The sequence below is a fragment of the Cellulomonas sp. 73-92 genome, from assembly GCF_001898175.1.
Lineage (GTDB): Bacteria > Actinomycetota > Actinomycetes > Actinomycetales > Cellulomonadaceae > Cellulomonas.
In genome coordinates, this window is sequence record NZ_MKTH01000014.1 from 252,290 (window position 1) to 278,586 (window position 26,297).

A 26,297-nucleotide genomic window follows, 5' to 3' on the forward strand; every position below is an offset into this window, starting at 1 on the left:
CCGGACGGGTACGTTCTGACACGGCGCGTCGACCCGGTCACGTCCGCGACCGAGACAGGGGAGCGGACCGAGACACCCAGGGGGCGAGCCCGACCGGGCCCGTGTGTCCAACAGAGAACAGCCGCACCAGCGGCCGGTACGAAGGGCATACGGGCCGGTCGGTCGGGCATGAGCGCACATGCCGCTGCCGTACGCTTTCGCGGTGCCGCGCCCCGAACCGAACCGCCTGATCACGCTCGTCCTGGCGGTCACCGGGGGAGTGGCGACGCGGTTCGCGTTCCCGGATGCGGGCTGGTGGCCGCTCGCCTACGTCGGCACCGCCCTGCTGTTCCTCGCGCTGCGCCGCGACCGCGCGCGGTGGAACGCCCTCGTCGGGCTGGTCTGGGGCGTGGCGTTCTTCGCGCCCCTCATCACATGGGCGGACTCGGCGGTCGGCTGGATCCCGTGGCTCGCGCTGAGCGTGGTCGAGGCCGGCTTCGTCGCCCTGTTCGCCGCCGCCTGGACGTGGGCCCGGCGCGGCGAGGCCGTGTGGCGCAGCGCCGCGCTCCAGGTCGTCGTCTTCGCCGTCCTCTGGGTCGGCACGGAGGAGCTGCGCCAGGTGTGGCCGTTCGGCGGCTTCCCCTGGGGCCGGCTGGCGTTCTCCCAGGCCGACGCGCCAATGGCGGCCCTCATGTCGATCGCGGGCACGCCGCTGGTGTCGGCGGCGGTCGCCGGCGTCGGCGCGATGCTCGCCCGTTCGGTGCTCGCCGTGCGGCGCGGCACCATCGTCGGCACGTTCGGGTGGCTCGCGGGCGGCGTCGCGCTGCTCGCCGTCGGGCTCGTCGTGCCCCTGCCCACGCAGGCCCAGGACGGGGAGCTGAAGGTCGGTGCGGTCCAGGGGAACGTGCCCGGCCAGGGGGTCGACGCCTTCGGGAACGTGCCGCGCCAGGTGCTCGACAACCACGCCCAGGGCACGAAGGACCTGCTCAAGCAGGTGGCGCCCGGTGCGCTCGACCTCGTCCTGTGGCCGGAGAACGGCACCGACATCGACCCGCAGGTCGACCAGCAGGCGGCCGCGACGATCGACGACGCCGCCCGAGCCGTCGGCGCGCCGATGCTCGTCGGCACCGTGCAGTACCCGGACAGCGGTGGCCGGTACAACACCTCGGTGCTGTGGGAGTCCGGCAAGGGCGTCGTCGCCAGCTACACCAAGCAGCGGCCGGCGGCCTTCGGCGAGTACATCCCGATGCGCGGCTTCGTCCGGCTCTTCTCGTCGGACGTCGACAAGGTGACGCGTGACATGCTGCCCGGGCACAAGCCCGGCTACGTGCCGCTCGCCTCGCCGCGGCTCGGCCGCACCGTCGGGATCGGCGACGTCATCTGCTTCGAGGTCGCCTACGACGACCTGGTGCGCACCGCCGTGACGAGCGGCGGGGAGGTGCTCGTCGTCCAGACCAACAACGCGAGCTTCGGGTACACCGCGGAGTCCACGCAGCAGCTGGCGATGAGCCGGCTGCGCGCCATCGAGCACGGCCGCGCCACGGTCCAGATCTCGACCGTCGGCGTCAGCGCCGTCATCGCGCCCAACGGCGCCGTGCTGCAGCACACCGCGCTTTTCACCCCGGCGCAGATGGTCGCTACGCTGCCTCTGCGCGAGTCGTGGACCCTGTCGGACCGGCTGGGGCGGTGGCCCGCGTGGATCATCGACGCACTCGCGGTGTCCGTGGTCGTCACCGGCGCCGCCGGCGCGGCCCGCGTCCGCCGCTCCGACCGGAACGAGATTGCCGCATGAGCTCCGCCGCCCGACGAGTCCTCGTCGTCGTGCCCACCTACAACGAGCGCGAGAGCCTCCCGGGGGCGCTGGAGCGCCTTGCCGAGCACGTGCCCGACGCGGACGTCCTCGTCGTCGACGACGGCTCGCCGGACGGCACCGCGGACCTCGCCGAGAAGCTGTCCGAGGCAGACGTGCCCGCTCGCGGCCGGACCGCGATCCACGTGCTGCGCCGCACCAAGAAGGAGGGCCTCGGCCCGGCGTACCTCGCCGGCTTCGCCTGGGCGCTCGAGCGGGACTACGACGTCATCGTCGAGATGGACGCGGACGGCTCGCACCGCGCCCAGGACCTGCCGCGGCTGCTGGCCCGGTCCGACGAGGCCGGCCTGGTCATCGGCTCGCGCTGGGTCAAGGGCGGCACCGTCGTCAACTGGCCGCTGAACCGCGAGATCCTCTCCCGGGGCGCCAACCTCTACATCCGGATCGCGATCGGCACGTCCATCAAGGACGCGACCGCGGGGTTCCGGGCCTACCGCGCCGACCTGCTGCGTGTGATGCCCCTCGGCGACGTCTCGTCGCAGGGCTACGGGTTCCAGGTGGACATGACGTTGCGGGCCCGCAAGGCGGGCGCGCGCATCGTCGAGGTGCCCATCACGTTCGTCGAGCGTGAGCACGGCGTCTCGAAGATGAGCGGCGGCATCATCGGCGAGGCGCTCGTGTCCGTCGCCCGGTGGGGCGCAGCAGAACGCGCCCGCCAGGTGGCGGGCGCGTTCCGTCGGGTGTTGCCGAAGGCCTGAGCCTCAGGCGCTGCGGCGCAGCTTGCCCGCGCGCAGCAGGTCGAGCCGCTCGTCGAGCAGCTCCTCGAGCTCGCCGATCGTGCGGCGCTCGAGCAGCATGTCCCAGTGCGTGCGCGGCGGCTTGCCCGCCTTCGCCTCGGGCTTCGACGCGTCACGGAGGATCGCCTCGGCGCCGCAGCGGCACTCCCAGACCACCGGGACGTCGGCCTCGACCGAGAACGGCAGGATGATCGTGTGCCCGTTGGGGCAGTCGTAGTACGCCTGGAGCCGAGGGGCGAAGTCGACGCCGTCCTCGGTCTCCATGCTGTGGGACCCGATGCGCATGCCACGCAGGGATCGATTCGCCATGGGGGAGCCTCCGTGCCGTTCCGGGCGTTGGGACCTAAGACCTTCCGCACCCCTCAACGGGGCAGGGCCCCGCAGTGTTCCGTGCGCGCGGTGAATGTCTCGTGAAGTCAGCCGGCGAGGAGCTCGCGCAGCGCCTCGACGACGAGCGCGTGGTCCTCGAACCCCTTGAGGCCCGAGACGGCCGCGACGCCGACGATCCCGACGCCGGCGACCCGGATCGGGAAGGCCCCGCCGTGCGCCGCGAACTCCTGCAGGGGGAGCTGGGTCGCGGCCTCGAAAGTCGTCCCACGACCTTCGTGCCGCAGCCCGACGAGGTACGACGAGGCGCCGAACCGGCGCACCACGCGGCCCTTGCGCTCGAGCCACGAGTCGTTGTCCGGCGCGCTGCCGGGCCGGGCCGCGTGGAACACCTCCTGGTCGCCGAGCCGGATGTCGATGGCGATGCCGAGGCCGCGCTCGACGGCCTTGGCGTAGAGCAGCGTGCCGAGGCGCCAGGCCTCGTCGTACGAGAACGCGGGAAGGACGAGGTCCCGTTCCTCCTGCTCGACGCGGGCGATGGTGGCGGTCAGGTCATCGGTCACGGGCCGATCCTGCCACCGCTCGGGCCGGACGCGGTCCCGGCAGGATCGGAGAAGCGACGCGTCACCGGCCGCGGCTAGCCTGGCGCGCATGCCCGCCGCCGACAGCCACGACCGGATCCGCGTCCACGGCGCCCGCGAGAACAACCTGCGCGACGTCTCGATCGAGATCCCCAAGCGCCGCCTCACCGTGTTCACCGGCGTCTCCGGCTCGGGCAAGAGCTCGTTGGTGTTCGACACCATCGCGGCCGAGTCGCAGCGGCTCATCAACGAGACCTACAGCGCCTTCGTCCAGGGCTTCATGCCGAGCCTCGCCCGCCCCGACGTCGACGTCCTCGACGGGCTGACTACGGCGATCATCGTCGACCAGCAGCGGCTGGGTGGGGACGTCCGCTCGACCGTCGGCACCGCGACCGACGCCAACGCGCTGCTCCGCATCCTCTTCAGCCGGCTGGGGCAGCCGCACGTGGGCCCGCCGAACGCCTTCTCGTTCAACATCGCCTCCGTCCGCGGCGGAGGGTCGATCACGGTCGAGCGCGGTGCGGCGAGGACCGAGTCGCGCTCGTTCACGCGGCTCGGCGGCATGTGCCCGCGCTGCGAGGGCCGCGGCACCGTCACCGACATCGACCTGGCCCAGCTGGTCGACGAGTCGAGGTCGCTGGCCGACGGCGCGCTCACCGTCCCGGGCTACACGACCGGCGGCTGGAACTACCGGCTGTACGCCGAGTCGGGGTTCGTCGACCCGACGGTGCCGATCCGCGACTACACGCCGCAGCAACGGCAGGACCTCCTGTTCCACGAGCCGACGCGGATGAAGATCGCCGGCATCAACATGACGTACGAGGGCCTGGTGCTGCGCGTCCGGCAGTCCTACCTGTCGAAGGACGTCGACTCCCTGCAGCCGCACATCCGGGCGTTCGTCGACCGGGTGGCGACCTTCTCCGCGTGCCCCGACTGCGGCGGCACGCGGCTGAGCGAGTCGGCGCGGTCGTCGCTGATCCGGGGGAAGAGCATCGCCGACGTCTGCGCGATGCAGGTCAGCGACCTGGCCACCTGGCTGCGGGAGGTCGACGAGCCCGGCGTCGCGCCGCTCCTGGCGGGGTTGCAGCAGATCCTCGACTCGTTCGTCGACGTCGGCCTGGGCTACCTCTCGCTGGACAGGGCCTCCGGGACGCTGTCGGGCGGCGAGGCGCAGCGCGTCAAGATGGTCGGCCACCTGGGCTCGTCGCTGACGGACGTCACCTACGTGTTCGACGAGCCGACGGCCGGCCTCCACCCGCACGACGTGCGCCGCATGAACGACCTGCTGCTGCGGCTGCGCGACAAGGGGAACACCGTGCTCGTGGTCGAGCACGAGCCGGAGACCATCGCCGTCGCCGACCACGTGGTCGACCTCGGTCCGGGGGCCGGCGCGGCCGGGGGCACCATCTGCTTCGAGGGCAGCGTGGCGGGCCTGCGCGCCAGCGGCACGACGACCGGGCGCCACCTGGACGACCGCGCGGCCCTGCGGCCGACGGTCCGCCGGGCCAGGGGAGTGCTGCCCGTCCGCGGCGCCTCGGCGCACAACCTGCGCGACGTCGACGTCGACATCCCGCTCGGCGTGCTCGTGGTCGTCACCGGAGTCGCGGGGTCCGGCAAGAGCTCGCTCGTGCACGGCTCCCTCCCGTCCGCCGCGGGCGTCGTCTCGGTCGACCAGGGCGCCATCAAGGGCTCGCGGCGCAGCAATCCCGCCACCTACACGGGCCTGCTCGACCCGATCCGCACCGCGTTCGCCAAGGCCAACGGCGTGAAGCCCGCGCTCTTCAGCGCCAACTCCGAGGGCGCGTGCCCGGCGTGCAACGGCGCGGGCGTCATCTACACCGAGCTCGCCGTCATGGCCACCGTCGCCACCACGTGCGACGAGTGCGAGGGCAAGCGGTACCAGGCCGAGGTGCTGCAGTACCGCCTGGGCGGCCGGGACATCGCCGAGGTGCTCGCGATGCCGGTGTCCGAGGCGGAGGCATTCTTCGCCACCGGCGACGCCCGCGTGCCGGCGGCGCACACGATCCTCACGCGCCTCTCCGACGTCGGCCTGGGCTACCTGACGATCGGCCAGCCGCTGACCACCCTCTCCGGCGGCGAGCGGCAGCGGCTGAAGCTGGCGACGCACCTGGGGGAGAAGGGCGGCACCTACGTCCTCGACGAGCCCACGACGGGACTCCACCTGGCGGACGTCGACCAGCTCCTCGGCCTCCTGGACCGGCTCGTCGACGCGGGCAAGTCGGTGATCGTCGTCGAGCACAACCTCGCGGTCATGGCCCACGCCGACTGGATCATCGACCTCGGCCCTGGCGCCGGCCACGACGGCGGGCGGGTCGTCTTCGAGGGCACGCCCGCGGACCTCGTCGCCGCCCGATCCACCCTGACGGGGGAGCACCTCGCGGCCTACGTCTCCTGAGCGCGGCCGCGCGGCGTGCAGGTGTCAGGCGGGGGCCTCCGGGCCGCGGAGTCGGCCCATGATGTCGCGCAGGCGCAGGTACTGCTGCCATGAGCTCGGCAGCATCGACGCCGCCCAGGCGAAGTCGAAGACGTAGAGGACCACCGCGAGGACGACCCTATGGTCCAGGCCGCCGCGGACGGCGCTGACGATCGCGAAGACCTGCAGCGCCGCCGTCAGGCTGAGCGAGACCGCGACGTTGACGCTGTCGACGTCCGAGAGCCTGATGTTCCACCGGTTGAGAAGTCCGATGTGGCTCGTCGCGAGCGCCAGGTCCCGGCGTCGCAGCACGTCGACCTGCCGCTCGTACTCGTCGTTGTACTCCCGGTTGAACCGCAGGGTGCGCCCCGTCGACGCGGCGTACACCACGACGGTGACGGCGGCCATGACCAGGGCCGCGGCGAAGACCGGGAGGCTGAGTCGCGCCAGGAACACCAAGGTCCCGAGGAAGGCGATGAGCCCGGCGACGAGGTCCGGCACCGAGTACTCAAGGAAGTCGACGACCTCTCGCAGCAGGTTCAGCCGCGCCGTGCTCGCAGACAGCCCAGCGTCCTGGGCGAGCGCCGCGGACCCGACACGTTCGTAGATCCGCGAGTACAGCCGCACGTCGTGCACGCGACGCGTCGTCCCGATCAGCATGGTCGACAGCCCGATCGCGGCGAGCACGACCAGCCAGCGCGAGGAGCCCGCGAGGAAGCCGTCAAGCGCACGCCCGATGACGAAGGGCAGGGCGACCTCGCCCGCGGTGACCGCCGCCACCATGAGGACGGAGAGCGCGATCCGTCCCCGATCGCGCGAGAGCACCGCTCCCACGGGGTCGGGCTAGGGGAGCGGCGCCACGGTGGCAGCCTCTGCCGCCACCTCCTGCACGGACCGGGACAGCAGGCAGAACTCGTTGCCCTCCGGGTCGGACAGCACGACCCACGACACGTCCGGGCCCTGGCCGACGTCGGTGCGCCGGGCACCGAGCGCCAGGAGCCGCGCGAGCTCGTGCGCCGTCGTCGTGCCGTCGGCGCGCAGGTCCAGGTGCAGCCGGTTCTTCCCGGCCTTCGGCTCCGGCACGGCGACGATGTCGATCGTCGGCCACGAGGCGTCCGACGGGGCGATGCTGACGATCTCCGGCTCGGCGTCGAGGATGCGCCAGCCGAGGACGTCGCACCAGAACTGTGCGACGACGTCCGGCCGGTGGGCGTCGATGACGATCGTGGCGATGCGGCTTGTCATGGGGCCCATCCTGCCCAGGTGTCGACGGCGCCGCCTGGCGCCGGCCGGTGGCGCGACGGTGGCGGTGTCGAACGGATGGGACGTGGCCTCGGCCGGTTAGTGTCCGGGCATGAGCCGAGGGAGCATCCGCGCAGTCCACGTCGCGACGTTCACCGTCGCGGCCTTCGCTGTGGTGTTCCAGCTCGTGCTCGTCGTCCAGGGTCACTCGCCGCTCGTTCCCGAGCTGAGACCGAGCACCGCTGAGGCCGTGCGGCGCTTCTTCTCCTTCTTCACCATCCAGTCGAACCTGCTCGTGGCCGCCACGACACTTCCTCTCGTGGCGGGACGCGGCGCACAGGGCCGCGTGTGGGCAGTCGCACGCCTCGACGCCGTCGTCGGGATCACCGTGACGGGAGTCGTCCACCTGGTGCTCCTGCGCCCGATCCTGCACCTGGCGGGGGTCGACTGGTGGGCGGACCTGCTGCTGCACGCCGTCGTGCCGGTGCTGGCGGTGGCAAGCTGGCTCGTCGTCGGGCCGCGCGGCCGCGCGCGTCCCCGGGACGTGTGGCCCGCCCTGGCGTGGCCGGTGCTCTGGCTCGTCGCGACCCTCGCACTCGGTCCGGCGGTGCGCTGGTATCCCTATCCCTTCCTCGACGTCGCCACGCACGGGCTGGCGCAGGTGCTGCTGGTGTGCCTGGTCGTGGCTGTGCTCTTCGTCGGCCTCGCGCGCGGCGCCGTCGCGCTCGACCGCCGACTCCCGCAGCGGGCCGCGGCCGAGAGCTAGCAGCCCTCGTCCTGGCGGGTCGAGACGAGTCCGCTGATCGCATCGAGCCCGTCGTGATCAACCGCCGATAATGCCGATTATGTCATTTCGACCGTGACACGAGCGGGTGGACCGCTCCCCTCCGGCTCAAGGCCCCGGGGCCGCGCGCCGATCATGGCCGCATGCCCGACATCGATCCCCAGGTGCGCGACCGCAACGCGAACTACGGCGCCGCGCCGGCGAGTGCGCAGCCCGAGGTCCGTCCGGAGCGGGGCCGCTCCGGACGAGGTGCGGAGATCGCGGTGCGCGCCCTGTGGCTGGCACTCGGCTTCGCGCTCGGCGTCTCCGCCGGCCTGCTGTGGGCCGGGTCCGTCATGGCGGGCGGCTGACGCACCCACCCGGTCCGCGCCGACCCTCAGGCGCCGACCGCCAGCAGCAGCTCGTACCGCTCCTCGACGAGCGCCGTGTCGCGCGGGAGGTGCTGGCGCACCCCGGTGCGCCGGAACCCGGCACGCACGTACAGGTCCCCCGCCGCCGTGTTGCCGTCGAGCACCCACAGCGACATCGTCCGTGCCCCGTCGAGGCACGCCTGGTCCCGCGCTGCGTCGACCAGCGCCCAGCCGATGCCGCGCCGACGCGCCTCCGGCGCGACCCACAGCGACACCAGGTGCCGGTCGTCCACCGGTGAGCCGGGCTCCTGGATGAGGCTGACCATCCCCCGCGGCACGCCGGCGTCGTCGAGCGCGAGCCACGTCGGGGTCGCCCGCAGCCGCATCCGCCAGTGCGCCTCCGTGAATCGCTCCTCGCGCCCGGCGGTCGAGCCGAAGCTGTCCGGTGCGTCGTGCAGCGCGCGCAGCCTGACCTCACGGACGGCGCGCCACGCATCCTCGCCGACACGGACAATCCTCACCGTCACAGCATGCCGCACCCGCAGCGTGTTCGCGTCGACCGAACCGCCCGGTGTTGGTGCAGGTCAACCGCTACATGGCCGCGCCGGTAGGACCAACGGCCGCCCCTCCCCTCCCCCGTCGGGGAATTCCGCGACGGTGGGACGCGGCTTTCCGCGAGGCCGTGGGGCCACTACGGTGCAGGGGTGCTCGTGCTCGGTGTGTGCAGCCTCAAGGGCGGTGTGGGCAAGACCTCGGTGACCTTGGGACTCGCCTCCGCGGCGCTCGAGCGGGGTGTGCGCACCCTCGTCGTCGACCTCGACCCCCAGGGCGACAGCACCATGGCGCTCGGCGTCGAGCGCCCCGACGGCGACGTCTCCTACGTGCTCGACGAGCCCAGCGGCGACACCGTCAAGGCCGCCACGGCGGTCGCCGGGTGGGCGGACGACGGCCTCGACGTGCTCGTCGGCTCGGAGCGCACCGTGCTGCACGACCGCCTCGACGACAGCGACCTCGACCGCCTGGGCTCGGCCCTCGCATGGCTGAGCGACTACGGGCTCGTCATCGTCGACTGCCCGCCGTCGCTCGGCGGCCTCACCCGCACCGGCCTGGCGGCCTGCGACCGCGCCGTCGTCGTCACCGAGCCCGGGCTGTTCTCCGTCATGGCCGTCGGGCGCGCGCTGCGGACGGTCGACGAGCTGCGCCGCGGCCCGGCGCCGGCGCTCCAGCCCCTCGGCATCGTCGTCAACCGGGTCCGCGCCCGCTCCATCGAGCAGGCCTACCGGCTCGAGGAGCTCCAGTCGCTCTACGGACCCCTGCTGCTGACGCCCCCCATCCCGGAGCGCGCCGCGCTGCAGCAGTCGCAGGGGGCCGCGCGCCCCATCCACAGCTGGCCCGGCCCGGCCGCCGACGAGCTGGCGGGCGCCTTCGACCTGCTGCTGGACCGCGCGCTGCGCGCGCCCAAGACGCGCTGACCGCCTCGGCGGCGGCGGCGAGCCTCAGCCGGCGGTGCGCGCCTGGCGGCGGGCGGCGAGCTCGTCCACTCCCGTGAACGCCGGCACCTCGTCCTCCGCCCGCTCCTGCGGCATCTGGGCGAGCGTGCCCTCGACCTCGCGCCACACACGACCGACCGCGATGCCAAAGACGCCCTGGCCCCCCTGGACCAGGTCGATCACCTCGTCGGCGGACATGCACTCGTACACCGACGCGCCGTCCGACATCAGCGTGATCTTCGAGAGGTCCTCGACGCCGCGCTCGCGCAGGTGCGTCACGGCGGCGCGGATCTGCTGCAGCGACACACCCGTGTCCAGCAGCCGCTTGACGACCTTGAGCACGAGGATGTCGCGGAAGCTGTACAGCCGCTGCGTGCCCGACCCGGTGGCGGGTCGCACGGACGGCTCGACCAGCCCGGTGCGAGCCCAGTAGTCGAGCTGCCGGTACGTGATGCCGGCGGCGTGGCAGGCGGTGGTGCCGCGGTAGCCGGCCGCGGTGTCGTCGAGGTCGACCAGGTCGTCGTCGAAGAGCAGGCCCTGTGCCCCCTCCGGCAGGACGGGCGCCTGGTCGGCGGTGTCCTTGGTGGTCACGGGGCCCTCCTGCGGTCCTCGGTGGGGTTCGTCGGCAACGGTAGGCCGCCGCCCGGGCGGGTGCAACGACGCTGCCTGGCGTGTCGCGCTCGGCGAGTCTCAGGTTCCACCTGAAGGTGAACCTGGAGTGGCGCCGGGCGTCTCCCCGGGGTCCTCGCCCGTCTCGAAGTCCTCCGCCGAGACCCGGTCCAGGAACTCGCGGAACTCCTCGATGTCCTCCTCCGCGGTGACGGTGCGGACCTCGACGCCAGCGACCGCCAGCACCTGCTCGGCACACAGCACGGGGCACTCGAACCGGAGCGCCAGGGCGATCGCGTCGCTGGCGCGCGAGTCCACCCGGCGCCCCGTGCCGAGGACCAGCGCGGCGTGGAACACGCCGTCGAGCAGCTGCGTGATCTCGACGCGCCGGACCGTGGTCCCGGCGGCCAGCAGAGCGTCCTTGAGGAGGTCGTGGGTCATGGGGCGGGGCGGCACGATGCCGGCCTGTGCCGTGGCGATCGCGCTCGCCTCCGCCTGGCCGATGAGGATCGGGACGAGCAGGCCGGACTCCGGGTCGAGGAGCAGCACCACGGTCTCGTCGTCACCGACGTGGGTGCGTACCCCGACGACCTCGACCTGGACCAGCCCGGTGCCGTCCGCCACGACTCCACCGTACGACGTGGCCGCCCATCCGCCACAGCGGCGAGCGGGCCGCGCGTCAGCCCTCGAGATCGGCGATCGCCGCGCGCACCAGGGCCGTGTGCATCTGGGTGCAGAGCTCGCCGAGCTCCGCCGCCAGGGTCGTGGCGCGCGCGCGGGCGGACGGGCTGCGCTGGCCCCGGACGGGTGCGACGACCTGCTCGACGAGGTCGATCTGGCGGTCCGCGGCGCTGCGGAACGCGCGCAGGTGCCGCGCGTCCAGGCCGTGCTCCGCCAGGCGGGCCGCGGCGCGCACGACGTCCCGGGCGTACAGGTCGAAGGCGCCGCGGCCGTTGGAGTGCAGCACGCCGTTCGCCACGAGGTCGGCCACGAGGTCGACCGGCACACCGGCCTCCTCCGCCAGCGCCTGGGTCGTCCAGCGTCGCGTCCCGGTGGCCGGGACGCCGTCGGTCGTCGCGAGGCGGGCCCGCGGCTGCTCGTCCTCCTCCCCCGCGTCCAGGGCGGCGAGCTGCTCGCCGATCACCTTGAGGGGCAGGTACCGGTCGCGCTGGCAGCGCAGCACGTAGCGCAGCCGCTCGACGTCGGCCGGCGAGTACTGCCGGTAGCCGGCCGGCGTGCGCAGCGGCGTGACGAGCCCCTGCTCCTCCCAGAACCGCAGCTTCGACGTCGTCACCGCGGGGAACTCGATCTGCAGGGCCGCCAGCACGTCGGAGATGCGCATGGTGGCGCGCCGCGAGATGCCGCGCGGCCACGGCTCGGCGGTCGGGCGCTCCTCGCGCGCGCGAGGGCGGGTGTCGGTCGGTTCCGGCGCCCAGCCCTGCGGGGCGGCGCCGCCGGTGGCAGCACGGCTCACGCCGGTGCGCCCTCGCGATGCGGGCTCGGGTGGAACGTCATCCGGAACTTGCCGATCTGCACCTCGTCACCGGAGTGCAGCACGGCCTGGTCGATCCGCTGCCGGTTGACGTACGTCCCGTTGAGCGAGCCGACGTCCCTCACCCAGAACACCGTGCCCTCGCGGACGAACTCCGCGTGCTTGCGCGACACCGTCACGTCGTCGAGGAAGATGTCCGCCGCGGTGCTGCGACCGGCCGTCGTCCGCTCGGCGTCGAGGAGGAACCGCGCCCCCGCGCTCGGACCACGCTGCATGACGAGCAGTGCGCTCGTCGGCGGCAGGGCATGGACCGCGGCGACCTCGTCGGCGCTGAGGCCGAGCGCCGGCTCGACCTCGGGAAGCCCGGTCCCCGGGAAGGAGATGGTCGTCTCGGGCCCACGGTTCGGGTCCGGCGTCGGCTCGACCCGCGGCCGGTCGTCGCTCATCGAACCCCTCCCGTCACTCTCGTCCCACGTCACGGACCCCAGGGCCGGACCCCAGACACCCTATGCGGCCCCGGGCCTTGGGCGCAGCATCCGAGCGCGCTTTCGTCCGCCCGCCCGCCGGGACGTGGCCGGGAGGTCGTCAGGACGTCGTCAGGACGTGGTCAGGACGTGGTCAGGACGTGGGCACGGGTGCGGGCGTCGCGTACTTCGGCTCGGGCAGGTCGCGCAGCGCGGTGATCTCGACGTCCTGCACCTTCGTCACGTCGCCCGTCCCGCCGTCGTTGCGCACGTAGGCCAGGGCGCCGCCCGGGATCTCGAGCGCGGTCTGGATCGTGTCGGGATCGCCGATGACCAGCCACACGTACGGCGCCTTGAGCGTCTCGCCGTCGAGCTGGATCGCACCCGGCGCGCCGGTGAAGGCGCTGCTCGCCGTCACGCGTCGGTCGCCCACCTGGATCGCCTCGGCGCCCGCGTTCCGCAGCTCCTCGAGCATGTTGAGCATCGTCACGGGGCGGATCGACCCGTTCGGGTCCTGCAGCGAGACCCGCACGCCGGGGCCGACCGCCGGCAGCCGCCCCGAGAGGATGCCCTGCATGGCGGCGTTGCGCCGCGCGGCGTCGAGGGCGGCCTGGCGCGAGGTCGACCCGGACTCCAGCTGGTCCCGCTCGGCCTGCAGGTCCGTCGCCTCTCGCGAGAGCTGGTCGGCCCGGGCGCTCGTCTCGTCGAGGAGCCGCACCAGCTCGTCCGTCCGCAGGTCGGACAGGCTGGAGTCGCCCGCCTGGCGCATCTGCACGACGACGGCGAACCCGAGGACCGCGCACAGCACGCCGGCGAGGAGCTGGGCCCGGGTGGCGCGGGGGTGCAGCGCGGAGGCGAGCGCCGACCACCCGGTGAGCCGGGCCCGCGGCGTCGCGGCCTCGTCGCGCGCCGGGGCGCCGGCGTCGTCGGGCGTCCCTCCCGGCTGCGCCACCACCGGGTCCCGCCGCTCGTCGTCCGCCATGGTCACGCCCGGAACAGGTGCCGGCGGATCGAGGCCGCGTTGGAGAAGATCCGGATGCCGAGGACGACGACGACCGCCGTGGAGAGCTGCGTCCCGACGCCGAGCTGGTCGCCCAGGAACACGATGAACGCGGCGACGACGACGTTGGACAAGAAGGACGTGAGGAACACGCGGTCGTTGAAGATGCCGTCGAGCAGGGCCCGCAGGCCGCCGAACAGGGCGTCCAGCGCGGCGACGACTGCGATCGGCAGGTAGGGCTGCAGCTCCACCGGCACGGTCGGCTGCACCAGCAGGCCGACGACCACGCCGATGGCCAGCCCGAGGATCGCGATCACGGGACCTCCTTGTTGTCCGGCCCAGACTCTGGCACACGGGCGGTCGGCGTCGCATCAGCCAGACCCGCGGCGACGAGCGCGGCGTCCGGCACCGACGCCGAGCGCAGGCTCGTCCCGCCCGAGCCGGGCATGGACAGCGTGCGCTGCGACGAGATGCTCACGCCGATGCCGTAGGTGGCCTTGAGGGTGGCGATGTGCTGGCCCGCCGACGAGAGGGCGAGCCTGGTCTGCAGGTCCGCCGCGTTCCCGATGGCGTCCACCGTGTAGGGCCCGACGAGGGGCACCAGGTCGACCAGCACCGCGCTGCCCGCGCTGCGGATCGCCGTCGTGCCCGCGATCCGCTGGCCGTTGATCGAGATCGCCTCGGCGCCGGCCGCCCACAGGGCGTTGACCAGCACCTGCAGGTCCACGTCCTGCACCCGCAGGTCGAGGTTCTCGGGGTCGGCGGCGGCCGCCTGCGCGTCGGCGAGCACGACGCGCAGCCCCGGCCCGGTCACCGGCGCGACGCCGGCGGCGATCGACCAGCCCTGCGTGGTGGCGCGCAGCGCCGGGTTCTGCGCGCTCAGGGCCGCCTGCTGCAGCTGGGACACCTGCGCCGCGAGCTGCGCGTTCGAGGCCGTCAGCTGCTGCACCTGGTCCTTGCGCTCGCGCACCTGCGACTCGAGCAGCTGGCGCGCCTGCCGGTCGTCCGCCGTGGGCTGGCGGAGCGCGACGGCCGCGGCCGCGACGCCGACGCCGAGCACCGCCGCGACCACGACGACGCCGACCCACGCCACCCCCGCCCGGGCGCGCGGCCGAACCCCCGCGGCGCTCCGGCGGGCGGCCGCCTCGGCGTAGCCAGGGTCGAGCGGGCGGCGCTGCAGCTCGGTGAGCAGCGTCATCGACTCGTCGACCGGGCGCGGTGCCACCCCGGCGGGGGCGTGGCGCTGGGCCATCACGCGCCCCGCGCCGCCAGGACACGGCGGGCCTGGCCCGCGTACAGCGCCCCTGAGAACCAGTAGAGGCCGACGCCCCAGAGGGCGAACGCCCAGCCCAGGACGGTCGCCGCGGCCGCGAGCGGCCCGTGGAAGTGGCCCAGCAGCAGCAGCGGGAAGGCGTAGAGCAGCGCGAACGTACCGGCCTTGCCGGCCAGGTGGACCGGCAGGGGTCGGCGACCGGCGCGCGCGAGGACGAGCTGCACCGCCCCGAGGAGGACGTCGCGGAGCACGAGCACGATCACCAGCCACCACGGCACGACCCCGCGCCACGCGAGCGTCACGATCGTCACGAGGATGAACAGCCGGTCCGCCGCCGGGTCCAGCAGCTGGCCCAGCCGGCTGACCTGGTTCCACCGGCGGGCGACGACGCCGTCGAGCCAGTCGCTCGCCCCGGAGACCGCCAGCACCACCAGCGCCCACCCGTCACGGTGCTGCACCAGGAGGACCGCGAACACGGGCACGAGCAGCAGCCGCACGAGCGAGATGAGGTTCGGGACCGTGAGCACGCGCGTGCTCGCCCCCGCCTGCTCCGACACCCGCCGCCTCCCGCCCTCGTGACCCGCGCCCATGCTAGGGCGCCCGGACCCGTCGATCCGGTGACCCGTGCGAGGCTGGACGCATGGCGACGCTCAACGACCCCGACACCATCCGCAGGCTCGTCACCACCCGCGCCCGGTGGGCGGTCGTCGGGCTCTCGGGGAACGAGGCGCGCCCCGCGTACGGCGTCGCCGCGACGCTCCAGCAGCTCGGCCACGACATCGTCGCCGTCCACCCGCGCGTCGAGCCCGTGCACGGCGCCCCCGCCTACGCGACCGTCTCCGACGTGCCCGGGCACATCGACGTCGTCGACCTCTTCGTCAACGCCGACCGGGCCGGCGCCGTGGTCGACGAGGCCATCGCCGTCGGCGCCTCCGCGGTGTGGCTGCAGCTCGGCGTCGTCGACCACGCGGCCGCCGCCCGCGCGCTCGAGGCGGGCCTCGACGTCGTCATGGACCGGTGCCCCGCGATCGAGGCCGGTCGGCTCGGCCTGCTCCGGTAGCTCCCTACCACACGTGGGATGACCTGGGGTAGACTCCCCCGGTCGCAGTCCCCTGTGGGTCGAGGTCCTCGGGCCTGGAGTTCGTCAGGTCGTGGCCGCCGTCGGCGGCCGATGTGTCGGGGTTGTGCGACCGGCTGGGCGACTCCTTCGCCCGGGTGCGCTCCCCTCTCACCGAACGGTTCCCATGACCACCCTGCTGGACCCTGCCCTGCCCACGTCCTCGTTCGACGACCTCCCGCTGCCCGAGCCGGTGCGCCGCGCCGTCGCGGACCTCGGCTTCGCCGAGCCCACCACCATCCAGGCGGACGCGATCCCGGCGCTGCTCGCCGGGCGCGACCTCGTCGGCGTCGCGCAGACCGGCACCGGCAAGACGGCCGCCTTCGGCCTGCCGCTGCTCGCGCACATCGACCCCACGGTCGCGGCCGTGCAGGCCATCGTCCTGACGCCGACCCGGGAGCTCGCCCTGCAGGTGTCCGAGGCGCTGACCTCGTTCGCCCGGCACCTGGACGGCGTGTCCGTCGTCCCCGTCTACGGTGGCGCCCCCTACCTGCCCCAGCAGCGGGCGCTCGCCCGCGGCGCCCAGGTCGTCGTCGGCACGCCCGGGCGCGTCATCGACCACCTCGAGCGCCGCACGCTGGTCCTCGACCGGGTGGGCATGCTGGTGCTCGACGAGGCCGACGAGATGCTCCAGATGGGCTTCGCCGAGGACGTCGACAAGGTCCTCGAGTCCATCCCCGCCGGCCGCCAGGTGGCGCTGTTCTCCGCGACGATGCCGCCCGGCATCCGCCGCGTCGCCGACCAGCACCTCGTCGACCCGGTCCGCGTCTCGGTCTCGCGGCCCACGGCGACCGTCGACACCGTGCGCCAGACGTACGCCGTCGTGCCGCAGCGCCACAAGACCGGCGCGCTCGTCCGCGTGCTGGCGACGAGCGACGCCGACGGCGCCATCGTCTTCGTCCGCACCCGTCAGGACGCCGAGCGCGTCGGCAGCGAGCTCGTCGCGCGCGGCCTGCAGGCGGCCTACCTGTCCGGCGACGTCGCGCAGGGCGAGCGCGAGAAGATCGTCGACCGGCTGCGCAGCGGCGCGCTGCGCGTGCTCGTCGCCACCGACGTCGCGGCCCGCGGCCTCGACGTCGAGCGCATCGGGCTCGTCGTCAACCTCGACCTGCCGCGCGGCGCCGAGCCGTACGTGCACCGCATCGGCCGCACCGGGCGCGCCGGACGCAGCGGCGAGGCGATCACGTTCATCACCCCCGCGGAGCAGTCGAAGCTGACGCAGATCGAACGCACCACGCGGCAGCCGATCGAGCGCGTCGACGTGCCCACGCCCGCGCAGGTGTCGGCTCACCGAGTCACCGCGCTGCTGGCGCGCGCCGACGAGCGCGCGGCCGCCGGGCGGCTCGAGGTCGAGCGCACCGCGGTCGCCGAGTACCTCGGCGCCCACCCCGGCGTGGACGTCGCCGAGCTGCTCGCCGTGGTGACCGCCCTCGCCATCGGGGACGAGGGCCCGGCCGCGCGGCCCGAGCAGGGCGACGACCTCGACGACGCGCTCGCACGGATCGGTGAGGCGCCGGAACGGGCGCACCGGAGCGACTCCCCCGCCCGTCGGCGTCCCGAGGCATCCGGTCCCCGTTACCGCGTCTCGGTCGGCCACCGCGACGGCGTGCAGCCCGGCGGGCTCGTCGGCGCGCTCACGGGCGAGGGCGGTCTGACGGGCAAGGACATCGGCAAGATCGACATCTTCGGCAGCTTCTCGCTCGTCGACATCCCCGGCGGGCTCACACCCGAGGCGTTCGAGCGCCTGTCGCGCACGCGCGTCGCGGGCCGCCCGCTGCACATCCGGCTCGACACCGGACCCCGCGCGCCGCGCGAGGGTGTGGCCCGCCCGCCGCGCGAGGCCGGCCCTCACCGTCCGCACGACGCGGACCGGCCCCGCCACCTCCGCTCGCCCCGCCCGTAGCGGGCCGCGCCGCGGCGCCCTCCCTCAGTCGCGCGCCGCGGCCCCCGCGAACGCCTGCGCCGCCGCGACGAACGCATCGACGTCCGCCTCCGCGGTGTCCCAGGCGCACATGAGACGCACCTCGCCGCCATCCGCCCAGTCGTAGAAGTGCCAGCGCTCGCGCAGGTGGGCGGCCAGGTCGGCGGGCAACCGGACGAACACGGCGTTCGCCTGCGTCGCCTGCGTCACCGCAACCCCGGGCAGGGGCTCCAGGCCCGCGCGCAGCCGCGCGGCCATCGCGTTGGCCTGCCTCGCGTTCCGCAGCCACAGGTCGCCCTCGTAGAGGGCCAGCATCTGCGCCGAGGTGAACCGCATCTTCGAGGCCAGCTGCAGGTCGACCTTGCGCAGGAACTTCAGGCCCTCGGCCGCCGTGGGCTCCAGCACGACGACGGCCTCGCCGAAGACGGTCCCCACCTTGGTGCCACCGAGCGACAGCACGTCGACGCCGGCCTCGCCGGTCAGGGCCGCGAGCGGGACGCCCAGCGACGCGGCCGCGTTGGCCAGCCGCGTTCCGTCCATGTGCACCCGGAGCCCGATGCGGTGGGCGGCGTCGACCACCGCGCGCAGCTCGTCGACCGTGTACGCCGTGCCGAGCTCGGTCGACTGCGTGATCGACACGACCCCGGGCTCGGCCCGGTGCTCGTCGTGGGTGCCGACGCCGTAGCGCTCGACGAGCTCCGGCGTCAGCTTGCCGTCGGGCGTCGGCACGGCGACGAGCTTGAGGCCGCCGACGCGCTCCGGCGCACCGTTCTCGTCGGTGTTGATGTGCGCGGTCTCGGCGCAGAGCACCGCGCCCCAGCGCGGCAGCATCGACTGCAGAGCCACGACGTTCGCGCCGGTGCCGTTGAGCACCGGGAACACCTGCGCCGGCCGGCCGAGCCGGTCGGACAGCACGTCCTGCAGCCGCGCGGTGTACGGGTCCGCGCCGTACGCGGTGACGTGCCCCCCGTTCGCCTCGACGAGCGCGGCGAGCACCTCGGGGTGCGCGCCGGCGTAGTTGTCCGAGCCGAAGTCGATGCGTGCCGGGTCGTGGAGGAGGGTCACGACGACAGTCTTCCGCAGCGGGCGGCGTGCTCCGGACGGCGGCCGCCACCGCGGGTGCGATCCCGCGGCGGCACGACGAAGATCGAGGCGTACGCCACGGGCACCCCGGGAGGACGCGTGAGGCAGCAGGTCGACGCCGACGACGGACGCCACGAGACGCTCACCGAGAAGATGGACCGCAACTGGACCGAGCTGGTCCAGGAGCTGCGGGTCACCCAGACGGGTTCCCAGATCCTCGTCGGCTTCCTCTTGACGGTGCCCTTCCAGCAGCGGTTCACCACGCTCGACGCCTACCAGCGGACCCTGTACCTCGTGCTGGTGGCCCTGGCCGTGCTGGCCACGGCGCTCATCGTCACGCCGGTCAGCCTGCACCGGCTGCTGTTCCGGCACCGCCTCAAGCGGGAGCTGGTCGCCGCGGCCGACGGCTTCGCGCGCGCGGGGCTCGTCACGCTCGCGCTGGCGATGGTCGGCGTGGCCGCGCTGCTGTTCGACGTCGTCGTGTCGCGGGCCGCGGGGCTCGTCGCGCTCGGCGTGGTCGCCCTCGTCATCGTGGCGTGCTGGTGGGTGACCCCGCACCTCGTCGAACGCCGTGCCCGCGCCGCAGGCGTACCGCCACCCGGCGCCGGCCCGCACCGCCCGGAGGTGCCGCCGACGGCCTGACCGCGGACCCGTTCTCCGCACCACGACCAGGACCGGAGATCATGGACGACGACGATGAAGGAGAGGACATGACCGATCTTCCGAAGTTCACCATCCCCACGCTGACGCCCGACGAGGGCGCGCAGACCGCAGCCGTGCTCCAGGAGCGGCTGCACTCGCTCAACGACCTGCACCTGACCCTCAAGCACGTGCACTGGAACGTGGTCGGCCCGAGCTTCATCGCCGTGCACGAGATGCTCGACCCGCAGGTCGACGCCGTGCGCCTCATGGTCGACGCCCTCGCGGAGCGGATCGCCACGCTCGGCGTCTCCCCCGTCGGCACCCCGGGCGCGCTCGTCGCGAGCCGCACCTGGGACGACTACCCGATCGGCCGCGGCACCACCACCGACCACCTCGCCGAGCTCGACAAGGTGTACGCCGGGGTCATCGCCTCCCACCGATCGGCCGCGGCCGCCACGGAGAAGCTCGACGTCGTGACGAACGACCTGCTCATCGGCCAGCTGCACGACCTCGAGAAGTTCCACTGGTTCGTGCGGGCCCACCTGGAGAGCGCAGCCGGAGCCCTGGGCACCGCATGACGGACGTCGACGCCGACGCGGACCTGCGGACCGCCAGGCCGCAGGCCCGCGCCGACACCTCCAACCCCCTGGGTGCGGCGACGGCGCACCTGCACTACGCCGCCCGGCTCGAGGACGCCCTCGACAAGCGGGTCGCCGGCGCGCTGCGCGGCAGGGGCTGGACGGTGCGTGTCGAGCCCTACCCGGGCTACGGCACGCCCCGCTGGATCCGCGTGCTCGCCCGGACGGTGCTCGCCGCGCCGGAGGTGCCCGACGAGGAGCTGCCGGGCACCGGCGCGGCGCAGGCCGGTGGCGACTGGCACGGGCCGGAGGCCCCGGCCGTCCGCCCGTGGCGCGGCTTCCTCGTCGCCCCCGTGGCGGGTGCGCACGTCGAGGTCCGCGTCGGCTCGACCGTGCACCGCCTCGTCACGGACCGCGGCGGCTATCTCGACCAGGTCGTCGCGACGGACCTCGCCCCCGGGTGGCACGTCATCGAGCTCCGGTCGCAGGACGGCTCGACGGCCCTGGCCCCGGTGCAGGTGGTGGACCCCGCGGTGCGGACGGGCATCGTCAGCGACGTCGACGACACGGTCGTCATCACCCGCCTCCCCCGGCCGATGATCGCGGCGTGGAACGCGTTCGTGCGGCACGAGAACGCGCGCGAGGCCGTCCCCGGCATGCCCGAGCTCTTCGCGCGCCTGCTCGCGGACTCACCGAGCCTTCCGGTGCTGTACCTCTCGACCGGCGCCTGGAACGCCGCGCCGGCCGTCGGGCGGTTCCTGCACCGGCACCGCTACCCGCCGGGCACCCTCCTGATGACGGACTGGGGCCCGACGAACACCGGCTGGTTCCGTTCCGGGCGTCGCCACAAGGTCGCCCAGCTGCACCGGCTGTTCACCGAGTTCCCCGACATCCGCTGGGTGCTGGTCGGCGACGACGGCCAGCACGACCCGGAGATCTACGCGGGCGCCGCCCGGCGCTTCCCGTCGCACGTGCGGGCGATCCTCCTGCGCCAGCTGACGTTCGCCGAGCACGTGCTGTCCACCGGCACGCCCGGTCCCACGGTCGGCGGCGTGCAGGCAGAGCGCGCGGCCGCCGCCGAGCACGTGCTGGTGCTGCAGGGGCCGGACGGTCACGCGCTGGTGCGCCAGGTCGAGACCGCCGACCTGCACCTGCGCTGACGTCGTCGCGCTACAGGCGCGCCTCGTCGTCCCACTCGTCGGCCGCCGAGTCCTCGTCGTCGGGCTCGAGCTCCGCCTGGCGCAGGGAACGCGGCGCCCGGCCCACGTCACCCCCGGAGCGCGCGTCGGCGGCCTGGAGCTCGGCCTCCGACGGCACGGGGTCGGCGAGGTGCTCGGCCGCCGGGTCGGAGTGCAGGTCGCGCGTGCGATCCGTCATGACACGGTTGTACCCGGTCGGCGCCGCGCCCGCACCTGCCCTGGTGACGGCGCTGCGGGTACCGTGACGACATGCCCCAGGCCCCGTCGTCCCTCCCGGTCGTGCCGGTGGTGCCGGTCAGCGCGGCGATGCGCCGTGCCAAGGTCCGCGCCGCCACCGAGCACACCACGGTCGGCCTGGCGCAGCCGGGCCCCGGCGGCACGGTGACCATCGCGTGCGCGTGCGGCATGACGCTGACCAACGGCCCCACGTGGTCGCTCGACGAGCACATCCGGCTGCACCGCGCCGAGGCGCGCTTCCTGGCGCTCGCGCAGGCCGCTCCCCCGGGGATCCCGCGGCTGGTCGACTGGCCGTCGAGCCCCACCGCCTGAGGAGTGGTGACGGTGGAGCTGTGGCCGGGGCAGGCCTACCCGCTGGGGGCCACGTACGACGGCGCGGGCACCAACTTCGCGCTGTTCTCGGAGGTCGCCGAGCGCGTCGTGCTCTGCCTCATCGACGACGACGGCACCGAGACCCGGGTCGACCTCACCGAGGTGGACGCCTTCGTCTGGCACGGCTACCTGCCCGGCATCGCCCCCGGCCAGCGCTACGGCTACCGGGTCCACGGCCCGTTCGACCCCGCCCGCGGCCACCGCTGCGACCCCAGCAAGCTGCTCCTCGACCCCTACGCCAAGGCGATCGACGGCCAGGTCGACGGGCACGAGTCGCTGTACTCCTACCGGTTCGCCGACCCCACGGCCCGCAACGTGCTCGACTCCGCGGCCCACACGATGGTCGGCGTGGTGACCAACCCGTTCTTCGACTGGGGCCACGACCGCCCGCCGAGGCACGAGTACGCGGACTCGGTGATCTACGAGGCGCACGTCAAGGGGCTCACCAAGCGGCACCCGAAGGTGCCGGGCGAGCTGCGCGGCACCTATGCCGCGCTCGCCCACCCCGTGGTCATCGACCACCTGAGCACCCTGGGCGTCACCGCCGTCGAACTCATGCCCGTCCACCAGTTCGTCCAGGACCCGGCGCTGCGCGCCCGCGGCCTGGCGAACTACTGGGGCTACAACACGATCGGCTTCTTCGCCCCGCACAACGGCTACGCCGCCTACACCCGCGCCGGCCAGCAGGTGCAGGAGTTCAAGGCGATGGTCAAGGCGCTGCACGCCGCCAACATCGAGGTGATCCTCGACGTCGTCTACAACCACACCGCCGAGGGCAACCATCTCGGCCCCACGCTGAGCTTCCGCGGGATCGACAACGCCAACTACTACCGCCTGGTGGACGACGACCAGGCGCACTACTTCGACACGACCGGCACCGGCAACTCGCTGCTCATGCGGTCGCCGCACGTGCTGCAGCTCATCATGGACTCGCTGCGGTACTGGGCCAGCGAGATGCACGTCGACGGCTTCCGCTTCGACCTCGCGGCGACCCTCGCCCGGCAGTTCCACGAGGTCGACCGCCTGTCGGCGTTCTTCGACATCGTCCAGCAGGACCCGGTGGTCTCCCAGGTCAAGCTCATCGCCGAGCCGTGGGACCTCGGCGACGGCGGGTACCAGGTGGGCGGGTTCCCGCCGCTGTGGACCGAGTGGAACGGCAAGTTCCGCGACACGGTGCGGGACTTCTGGCGCTCCGAGCCCTCGACGCTCGGCGAGTTCGCCAGCCGGATCACGGGCTCCTCCGACCTCTACGAGCACACCGGGCGCCGGCCGCTGGCCTCCATCAACTTCGTCGTCGCGCACGACGGCTTCACGCTGGCCGACCTCGTCTCGTACAACGACAAGCACAACGAGGCCAACGGCGAGGACAACCGCGACGGCGAGAGCTTCAACCGCTCGTGGAACTGCGGCGTGGAGGGCCCGACCACCGACCCGGCCGTGCTCGCGCTGCGCGCCCGCCAGCGGCGCAACTTCCTCACCACGCTGCTGCTGAGCGAGGGCGTGCCGATGCTCGCCCACGGCGACGAGATCGGCCGCAGCCAGCAGGGCAACAACAACGCGTACTGCCAGGACAACCCGCTCGCGTGGCTGGACTGGGAGCTGGACGACGAGCGGGCGCGCCTGCTCGAGTTCACGCGGCACCTCGTGCGCCTGCGCCGCATGCACCCGGTGTTCCGGCGCCGCCGGTTCTTCGCCGGCCGGCCGGACCATGGCGGCGAGTCCGAGCTGCTGGACATCGCGTGGTTCACGCCCGCGGGCGGCCACATGGACGACTCGGCGTGGGCGAACGACGAGGCACGCGCCGTCATGGTGTTCCTCAACGGGTCCGCGATCGTCGAGTCGGACGTGCGGGGCGACCCCATCGTCGACGACTCGTTCCTGCTGCTGTTCAACGGGCACTACGAGGAGACGGTGTTCCAGCTCCCGCCGCGCGACTTCGGGGCGCGCTGGACCGCGGAGCTGGACACGGACGGCCAGGTCCCGCCTGGCCGCGCGCTGCGCGCCAGGGCGAAGGTCACCCTCGCGCCTCGCTCCTGCGTCCTGCTCACCCGGCCGCCCGAGCCCGCACCGCAGCCCGCCCCTCAGCCCGCGGCGGCGTCCACGAGCGCGCCGAGCCTCGACAGCGCGCGGTAGTACTTCTTGCGGTAGCCGCCGGCAAGCATGTCGTCGCCGAACAGGCCGCGCTCCCCCGCGCCGCCGAGCAGCACGGGCACGTCGCGGTCGTACAGCCGGTCGACGAGCACGACGAGCCGCAGCGCGATGTCCTGGTCGGGCACCGGCTCCACCCCGGTGAGCGCGACGAGCCGCACCCCGTCGAGCAGGGCGCCGTACCGGCTCGGGTGCACGTGGGCCAGGTGGTCGAGCAGGTCGCCGAAGTCGTCGAGCGTGGCCCCGGCCCGCCCTGCCACCGCGGCCCGCACGTCGTCGTCCGCCAGGCCGGGCCGGTCGGTCACCGCGTGCCGGTGCCGGTAGTCCGGGCCGTCGATGCGCACCACCTCGAACCTGGCGGCCATCGCCTGGATCTCCCGGAGGAAGTCCTCGGCCGCGAACCGGCCCTGGCCGAGCGACTCCGGCAGCGTGTTGGACGTCGCGGCGAGCGCGACACCGCGGTCCGCCAGCTCGCGGACCAGGCGGGTCATGAGCATGGTGTCGCCGGGGTCGTCCAGCTCGAACTCGTCGATGCAGACCACCGCGTGGCGGGACAGCGCCTCGACGGTCGCACCGAAGCCGAGCGCGCCCACGAGCTGCGTGAACTCGACGAACGTGCCGTACGCGGCGCGCTCGGTGCCCACCGCGCCCGCCAGGGACGCCAGCAGGTGCGTCTTGCCGACGCCGAAGCCGCCGTCGAGGTAGACCGCCGGACGGGCGGCCATCCGGCGCCGGAAGCGCGGCATCGCCGGCGGGCGCACGATGGCGTCGGCGGCCTGCCGCAGCCGGTCGAGCGCGGCCGCCTGGGACGGGTGCGCCGGGTCGGGGCGGTAGGTGTCGAAGCTCTCGCGCGCGAAGTGCCGCGGCGGCACCAGGTCGGCGAGCAGCCGCTGCGTGCTCGGCGCGGGTCGCCGCCCGACGAGCGTCCCGGGCACGCCGACCGGGTCGGTCATCGGCTCGGCCTGGGTCACGGTGGCCCACTGTACGTCGGGCGCGCGGCCGGGTCGGGCGGGCCGTAGCGTGAGCGCCGTGACCGACGCCGCCGCCCTCGAGGTCCTGGTGCCGGGCCCGCCCGGCACCGTGCTCGCCGCCGACGACGACGAGGCGCTGCTCGCCCTGTTCGACGACCCGCCGGTGCGCCCGGCGACCGGTGCACACGTGCGCGGCATCATGGTCGCCTCGCTCGACGGCGCCGCGACCGGGCCGGACGGCCGTTCCGGGTCCCTCGGCGACGCCGCGGACCACCGCGTCTTCGGCGCCCTGCGGGCGCTCGCCGACGTCGTGCTCGTCGGCGCGGGCACGGTGCGGGCCGAGGGGTACGCCGACGTGCAGGTGCCGGAGCGGCTGCGGGCGGTGCGCGCCCGGCGGGAGCGGGCCGAGCGCGTCGAGCTGGCGGTCGTCACGGGCAGCGGCATCCTGCCCGACGAGGTCCTCGACGGCGACGCGCTCGTCGTCACCGCCTCGGGCGCCCAGGGGCTGGCGGCGCTGCGGGACCGGGTGGGCGGCGACCGCCTCGTCCTCGCCGACCCGGTGGGACCGGAGCGTGACGACGCCGACGGACCGCCGCGGGTGGACGCCGCGGCGGCGGTGCGCGCCCTCGCCGAGCGCGGGCTCAGGCGGATCCATGCGGAGGGCGGTCCCGGGCTGCTGGCGGAGCTGCTCGCCGCCGACGCGGTCGACGAGCTCTGCCTCACGCTCGCGCCCCTGCTCGTCGGCGGCCTCGCCCGGCGCCCGCTCGTCGGCGGCATGCCGACCTGGCCCGGCCGGACCGGCGCCCTGCTCACCGAGCCGACCCGGCTGGAGCTGCTCCACCTCCTCCGCGCGGGCGACACCCTGCTCGGGCGGTGGCGGGTCCCCTAGGCTCCAGCCATGGCCGACACGATCGTGGTCCTCGTCGAGGACGCCCTCTCCGCCGACGACGTCACCCACGTCCTCGCCCTCCACCCCGACGAGGACCTCGCGTACCGCGTGCTGGTGCCGGCCGACACCGAGCGTCCGCTGCTGCCGTGGGTGCTCGACTCCCTCAGCCTCGGCGGCCTGCGCACGGCCTGGGAGCGGGCCACCGGCCACGAGCCGACCGCGCCGCAGGCGAAGGCGACCGCCGAGCAGCAGCTCGAGCGGACGCTCACGGAGTTGCAGGCGGCCGGACGGAAGGCGACGGGGGCGGTGGTCGAGGACGACCCGCTGCCCGCGCTGCGCGCCGCGGTGGCCGACGAGGGCGCCCGCGAGGTCGTCGTGGCGACCTACCCGCACCTCGTCGAGGACACGTTCCACCGCGACTGGGCGTCCCGCGCCCGCGACGTGCTCCAGGTCCCGGTGCTCCACCTCTACCTCGGGACCAGCGAGCTGGGCTGACCCCGCGGCGCCG

31 protein-coding genes are annotated in these 26,297 nt (G+C 74.0%); 15 read left to right on the forward strand and 16 right to left on the reverse strand.

Features of this window, described 5'->3' with window-relative positions; translation table 11 throughout:
* Positions 1 to 202: 202 nt before the first annotated feature.
* Both lnt and BGO37_RS11460 read left to right on the forward strand, forming a co-directional pair.
* A complete protein-coding gene (gene lnt, locus BGO37_RS11455; protein WP_291754975.1) occupies positions 203 to 1,771 on the forward strand; it encodes an apolipoprotein N-acyltransferase in 1,569 nt (522 codons plus the stop codon).
* Positions 1,768 to 2,547: a polyprenol monophosphomannose synthase gene (locus BGO37_RS11460; RefSeq protein WP_291754976.1), complete on the forward strand. Its 780-nt coding sequence runs from the start codon at positions 1,768 to 1,770 to the stop codon at positions 2,545 to 2,547. Before lnt ends, BGO37_RS11460 begins: the two co-directional genes overlap by 4 nt.
* Positions 2,548 to 2,550: 3 nt before the next feature.
* Here the strand turns inward: BGO37_RS11460 and BGO37_RS11465 are convergent, their stop codons facing one another.
* Complete coding sequence (locus tag BGO37_RS11465; protein ID WP_291754978.1) at positions 2,551 to 2,895, reverse strand: RNA polymerase-binding protein RbpA; 345 nt, start codon at positions 2,893 to 2,895, stop codon at positions 2,551 to 2,553.
* Positions 2,896 to 3,002: 107 nt separating this feature from the next.
* A complete protein-coding gene (locus tag BGO37_RS11470; protein ID WP_291754980.1) occupies positions 3,003 to 3,476 on the reverse strand; it encodes a heme-degrading domain-containing protein in 474 nt (157 codons plus the stop codon).
* Between the two features lie 88 nt (positions 3,477 to 3,564).
* Between BGO37_RS11470 and BGO37_RS11475 the strand changes: the two genes are divergently transcribed.
* Positions 3,565 to 5,910, forward strand: a complete 2,346-nt coding sequence (locus tag BGO37_RS11475; RefSeq protein ID WP_291754982.1) for an excinuclease ABC subunit UvrA — start codon at positions 3,565 to 3,567, stop codon at positions 5,908 to 5,910.
* Between the two features lie 24 nt (positions 5,911 to 5,934).
* Here BGO37_RS11475 and BGO37_RS11480 read toward each other — a convergent pair whose 3' ends face one another.
* Positions 5,935 to 6,762 (reverse strand): ABC transporter six-transmembrane domain-containing protein, encoded by an 828-nt coding sequence (locus BGO37_RS11480; RefSeq protein WP_291754983.1) that lies wholly within the window; start codon positions 6,760 to 6,762, stop codon positions 5,935 to 5,937.
* Positions 6,763 to 6,771: 9 nt separating this feature from the next.
* The gene (locus BGO37_RS11485; RefSeq protein ID WP_291754984.1) at positions 6,772 to 7,173 is read right to left on the reverse strand and encodes a VOC family protein; all 402 of its coding nucleotides are present in this window, start codon (positions 7,171 to 7,173) and stop codon (positions 6,772 to 6,774) included.
* Positions 7,174 to 7,282: 109 nt separating this feature from the next.
* Between BGO37_RS11485 and BGO37_RS11490 the strand changes: the two genes are divergently transcribed.
* Together BGO37_RS11490 and BGO37_RS11495 are read left to right on the forward strand one after the other, a co-directional pair.
* Positions 7,283 to 7,936: a Pr6Pr family membrane protein gene (locus BGO37_RS11490; protein ID WP_291754986.1), complete on the forward strand. Its 654-nt coding sequence runs from the start codon at positions 7,283 to 7,285 to the stop codon at positions 7,934 to 7,936.
* Between the two features lie 161 nt (positions 7,937 to 8,097).
* Positions 8,098 to 8,304 carry a hypothetical protein gene (locus BGO37_RS11495; RefSeq protein WP_291754988.1) on the forward strand — a complete coding sequence of 69 codons (207 nt, stop codon included), beginning with the start codon at positions 8,098 to 8,100 and terminating at the stop codon, positions 8,302 to 8,304.
* 26 nt (positions 8,305 to 8,330) lie between these two features.
* On the opposite strand, the gene BGO37_RS11500 is transcribed toward BGO37_RS11495, so the two are convergent.
* A complete protein-coding gene (locus tag BGO37_RS11500; RefSeq protein WP_291754989.1) occupies positions 8,331 to 8,825 on the reverse strand; it encodes an N-acetyltransferase in 495 nt (164 codons plus the stop codon).
* Between the two features lie 183 nt (positions 8,826 to 9,008).
* Here BGO37_RS11500 and BGO37_RS11505 point away from each other — a divergent pair, with 183 nt between their 5' ends.
* On the forward strand, positions 9,009 to 9,776 hold the full coding sequence (locus BGO37_RS11505) for a ParA family protein (protein ID WP_291754991.1): 768 nt from the start codon (positions 9,009 to 9,011) through the stop codon (positions 9,774 to 9,776).
* 24 nt (positions 9,777 to 9,800) lie between these two features.
* Here BGO37_RS11505 and BGO37_RS11510 read toward each other — a convergent pair whose 3' ends face one another.
* From BGO37_RS11510 to BGO37_RS11545, 8 genes are all read right to left on the reverse strand, one after another.
* The gene (locus tag BGO37_RS11510; RefSeq protein WP_291754993.1) at positions 9,801 to 10,385 is read right to left on the reverse strand and encodes a MerR family transcriptional regulator; all 585 of its coding nucleotides are present in this window, start codon (positions 10,383 to 10,385) and stop codon (positions 9,801 to 9,803) included.
* 99 nt (positions 10,386 to 10,484) lie between these two features.
* On the reverse strand, positions 10,485 to 11,027 hold the full coding sequence (locus BGO37_RS11515; protein WP_291754995.1) for a bifunctional nuclease family protein: 543 nt from the start codon (positions 11,025 to 11,027) through the stop codon (positions 10,485 to 10,487).
* A gap of 55 nt (positions 11,028 to 11,082) precedes the next feature.
* Entirely contained in the window at positions 11,083 to 11,877 is a 795-nt protein-coding gene (locus BGO37_RS11520; RefSeq protein ID WP_291754997.1) for a MerR family transcriptional regulator, read from the reverse strand.
* Entirely contained in the window at positions 11,874 to 12,341 is a 468-nt protein-coding gene (locus BGO37_RS11525; protein ID WP_291754999.1) for an FHA domain-containing protein, read from the reverse strand. The genes BGO37_RS11520 and BGO37_RS11525 overlap by 4 nt, the downstream gene beginning before the upstream one ends.
* A gap of 172 nt (positions 12,342 to 12,513) precedes the next feature.
* Positions 12,514 to 13,341, reverse strand: a complete 828-nt coding sequence (locus tag BGO37_RS11530) for a DUF881 domain-containing protein (protein ID WP_291755001.1) — start codon at positions 13,339 to 13,341, stop codon at positions 12,514 to 12,516.
* Between the two features lie 2 nt (positions 13,342 to 13,343).
* On the reverse strand, positions 13,344 to 13,676 hold the full coding sequence (locus tag BGO37_RS11535; protein WP_291755003.1) for a small basic family protein: 333 nt from the start codon (positions 13,674 to 13,676) through the stop codon (positions 13,344 to 13,346).
* Positions 13,673 to 14,611, reverse strand: coding sequence for a DUF881 domain-containing protein (locus tag BGO37_RS11540; protein ID WP_291755004.1), 939 nt, complete (start codon positions 14,609 to 14,611; stop codon positions 13,673 to 13,675). The genes BGO37_RS11535 and BGO37_RS11540 overlap by 4 nt, the downstream gene beginning before the upstream one ends.
* Positions 14,611 to 15,189, reverse strand: coding sequence for a CDP-alcohol phosphatidyltransferase family protein (locus BGO37_RS11545; RefSeq protein ID WP_291755006.1), 579 nt, complete (start codon positions 15,187 to 15,189; stop codon positions 14,611 to 14,613). The genes BGO37_RS11540 and BGO37_RS11545 overlap by 1 nt, the downstream gene beginning before the upstream one ends.
* Before the next feature lie 83 nt (positions 15,190 to 15,272).
* On the opposite strand from BGO37_RS11545, the gene BGO37_RS11550 reads away from it, so the two are divergent.
* Complete coding sequence (locus BGO37_RS11550; protein ID WP_291755009.1) at positions 15,273 to 15,692, forward strand: CoA-binding protein; 420 nt, start codon at positions 15,273 to 15,275, stop codon at positions 15,690 to 15,692.
* Positions 15,693 to 15,876: 184 nt separating this feature from the next.
* Complete coding sequence (locus tag BGO37_RS11555; protein WP_291755012.1) at positions 15,877 to 17,652, forward strand: DEAD/DEAH box helicase; 1,776 nt, start codon at positions 15,877 to 15,879, stop codon at positions 17,650 to 17,652.
* A 24-nt stretch (positions 17,653 to 17,676) separates the two neighbouring features.
* On the opposite strand, the gene BGO37_RS11560 is transcribed toward BGO37_RS11555, so the two are convergent.
* Positions 17,677 to 18,735 (reverse strand): low specificity L-threonine aldolase, encoded by a 1,059-nt coding sequence (locus BGO37_RS11560; RefSeq protein WP_291755015.1) that lies wholly within the window; start codon positions 18,733 to 18,735, stop codon positions 17,677 to 17,679.
* A 117-nt stretch (positions 18,736 to 18,852) separates the two neighbouring features.
* Here BGO37_RS11560 and BGO37_RS11565 point away from each other — a divergent pair, with 117 nt between their 5' ends.
* From BGO37_RS11565 to BGO37_RS11575, 3 genes are all read left to right on the forward strand, one after another.
* Entirely contained in the window at positions 18,853 to 19,395 is a 543-nt protein-coding gene (locus BGO37_RS11565; protein ID WP_291755017.1) for a DUF6328 family protein, read from the forward strand.
* A gap of 68 nt (positions 19,396 to 19,463) precedes the next feature.
* Positions 19,464 to 19,973, forward strand: coding sequence for a DNA starvation/stationary phase protection protein (locus BGO37_RS11570; RefSeq protein ID WP_291755019.1), 510 nt, complete (start codon positions 19,464 to 19,466; stop codon positions 19,971 to 19,973).
* Positions 19,970 to 21,133: an App1 family protein gene (locus BGO37_RS11575; protein ID WP_291755020.1), complete on the forward strand. Its 1,164-nt coding sequence runs from the start codon at positions 19,970 to 19,972 to the stop codon at positions 21,131 to 21,133. Before BGO37_RS11570 ends, BGO37_RS11575 begins: the two co-directional genes overlap by 4 nt.
* Positions 21,134 to 21,143: 10 nt before the next feature.
* Here BGO37_RS11575 and BGO37_RS11580 read toward each other — a convergent pair whose 3' ends face one another.
* Positions 21,144 to 21,350 carry a hypothetical protein gene (locus BGO37_RS11580; protein WP_291755021.1) on the reverse strand — a complete coding sequence of 69 codons (207 nt, stop codon included), beginning with the start codon at positions 21,348 to 21,350 and terminating at the stop codon, positions 21,144 to 21,146.
* A gap of 71 nt (positions 21,351 to 21,421) precedes the next feature.
* On the opposite strand from BGO37_RS11580, the gene BGO37_RS11585 reads away from it, so the two are divergent.
* Both BGO37_RS11585 and glgX read left to right on the forward strand, forming a co-directional pair.
* Entirely contained in the window at positions 21,422 to 21,721 is a 300-nt protein-coding gene (locus tag BGO37_RS11585) for a hypothetical protein (protein WP_291755022.1), read from the forward strand.
* A 12-nt stretch (positions 21,722 to 21,733) separates the two neighbouring features.
* Positions 21,734 to 23,914 carry a glycogen debranching protein GlgX gene (gene glgX, locus BGO37_RS11590; protein ID WP_291755024.1) on the forward strand — a complete coding sequence of 727 codons (2,181 nt, stop codon included), beginning with the start codon at positions 21,734 to 21,736 and terminating at the stop codon, positions 23,912 to 23,914.
* Here the strand turns inward: glgX and zapE are convergent.
* A complete protein-coding gene (gene zapE, locus BGO37_RS11595) occupies positions 23,863 to 24,882 on the reverse strand; it encodes a cell division protein ZapE (protein WP_291755208.1) in 1,020 nt (339 codons plus the stop codon). The two genes, glgX and zapE, sit on opposite strands and share 52 nt — an antisense overlap.
* Before the next feature lie 76 nt (positions 24,883 to 24,958).
* Between zapE and BGO37_RS11600 the strand changes: the two genes are divergently transcribed.
* Together BGO37_RS11600 and BGO37_RS11605 are read left to right on the forward strand one after the other, a co-directional pair.
* Positions 24,959 to 25,789: a dihydrofolate reductase family protein gene (locus tag BGO37_RS11600; RefSeq protein ID WP_291755026.1), complete on the forward strand. Its 831-nt coding sequence runs from the start codon at positions 24,959 to 24,961 to the stop codon at positions 25,787 to 25,789.
* 9 nt (positions 25,790 to 25,798) lie between these two features.
* Positions 25,799 to 26,284 carry a hypothetical protein gene (locus BGO37_RS11605; RefSeq protein ID WP_291755027.1) on the forward strand — a complete coding sequence of 162 codons (486 nt, stop codon included), beginning with the start codon at positions 25,799 to 25,801 and terminating at the stop codon, positions 26,282 to 26,284.
* Positions 26,285 to 26,297: the final 13 nt, after the last annotated feature.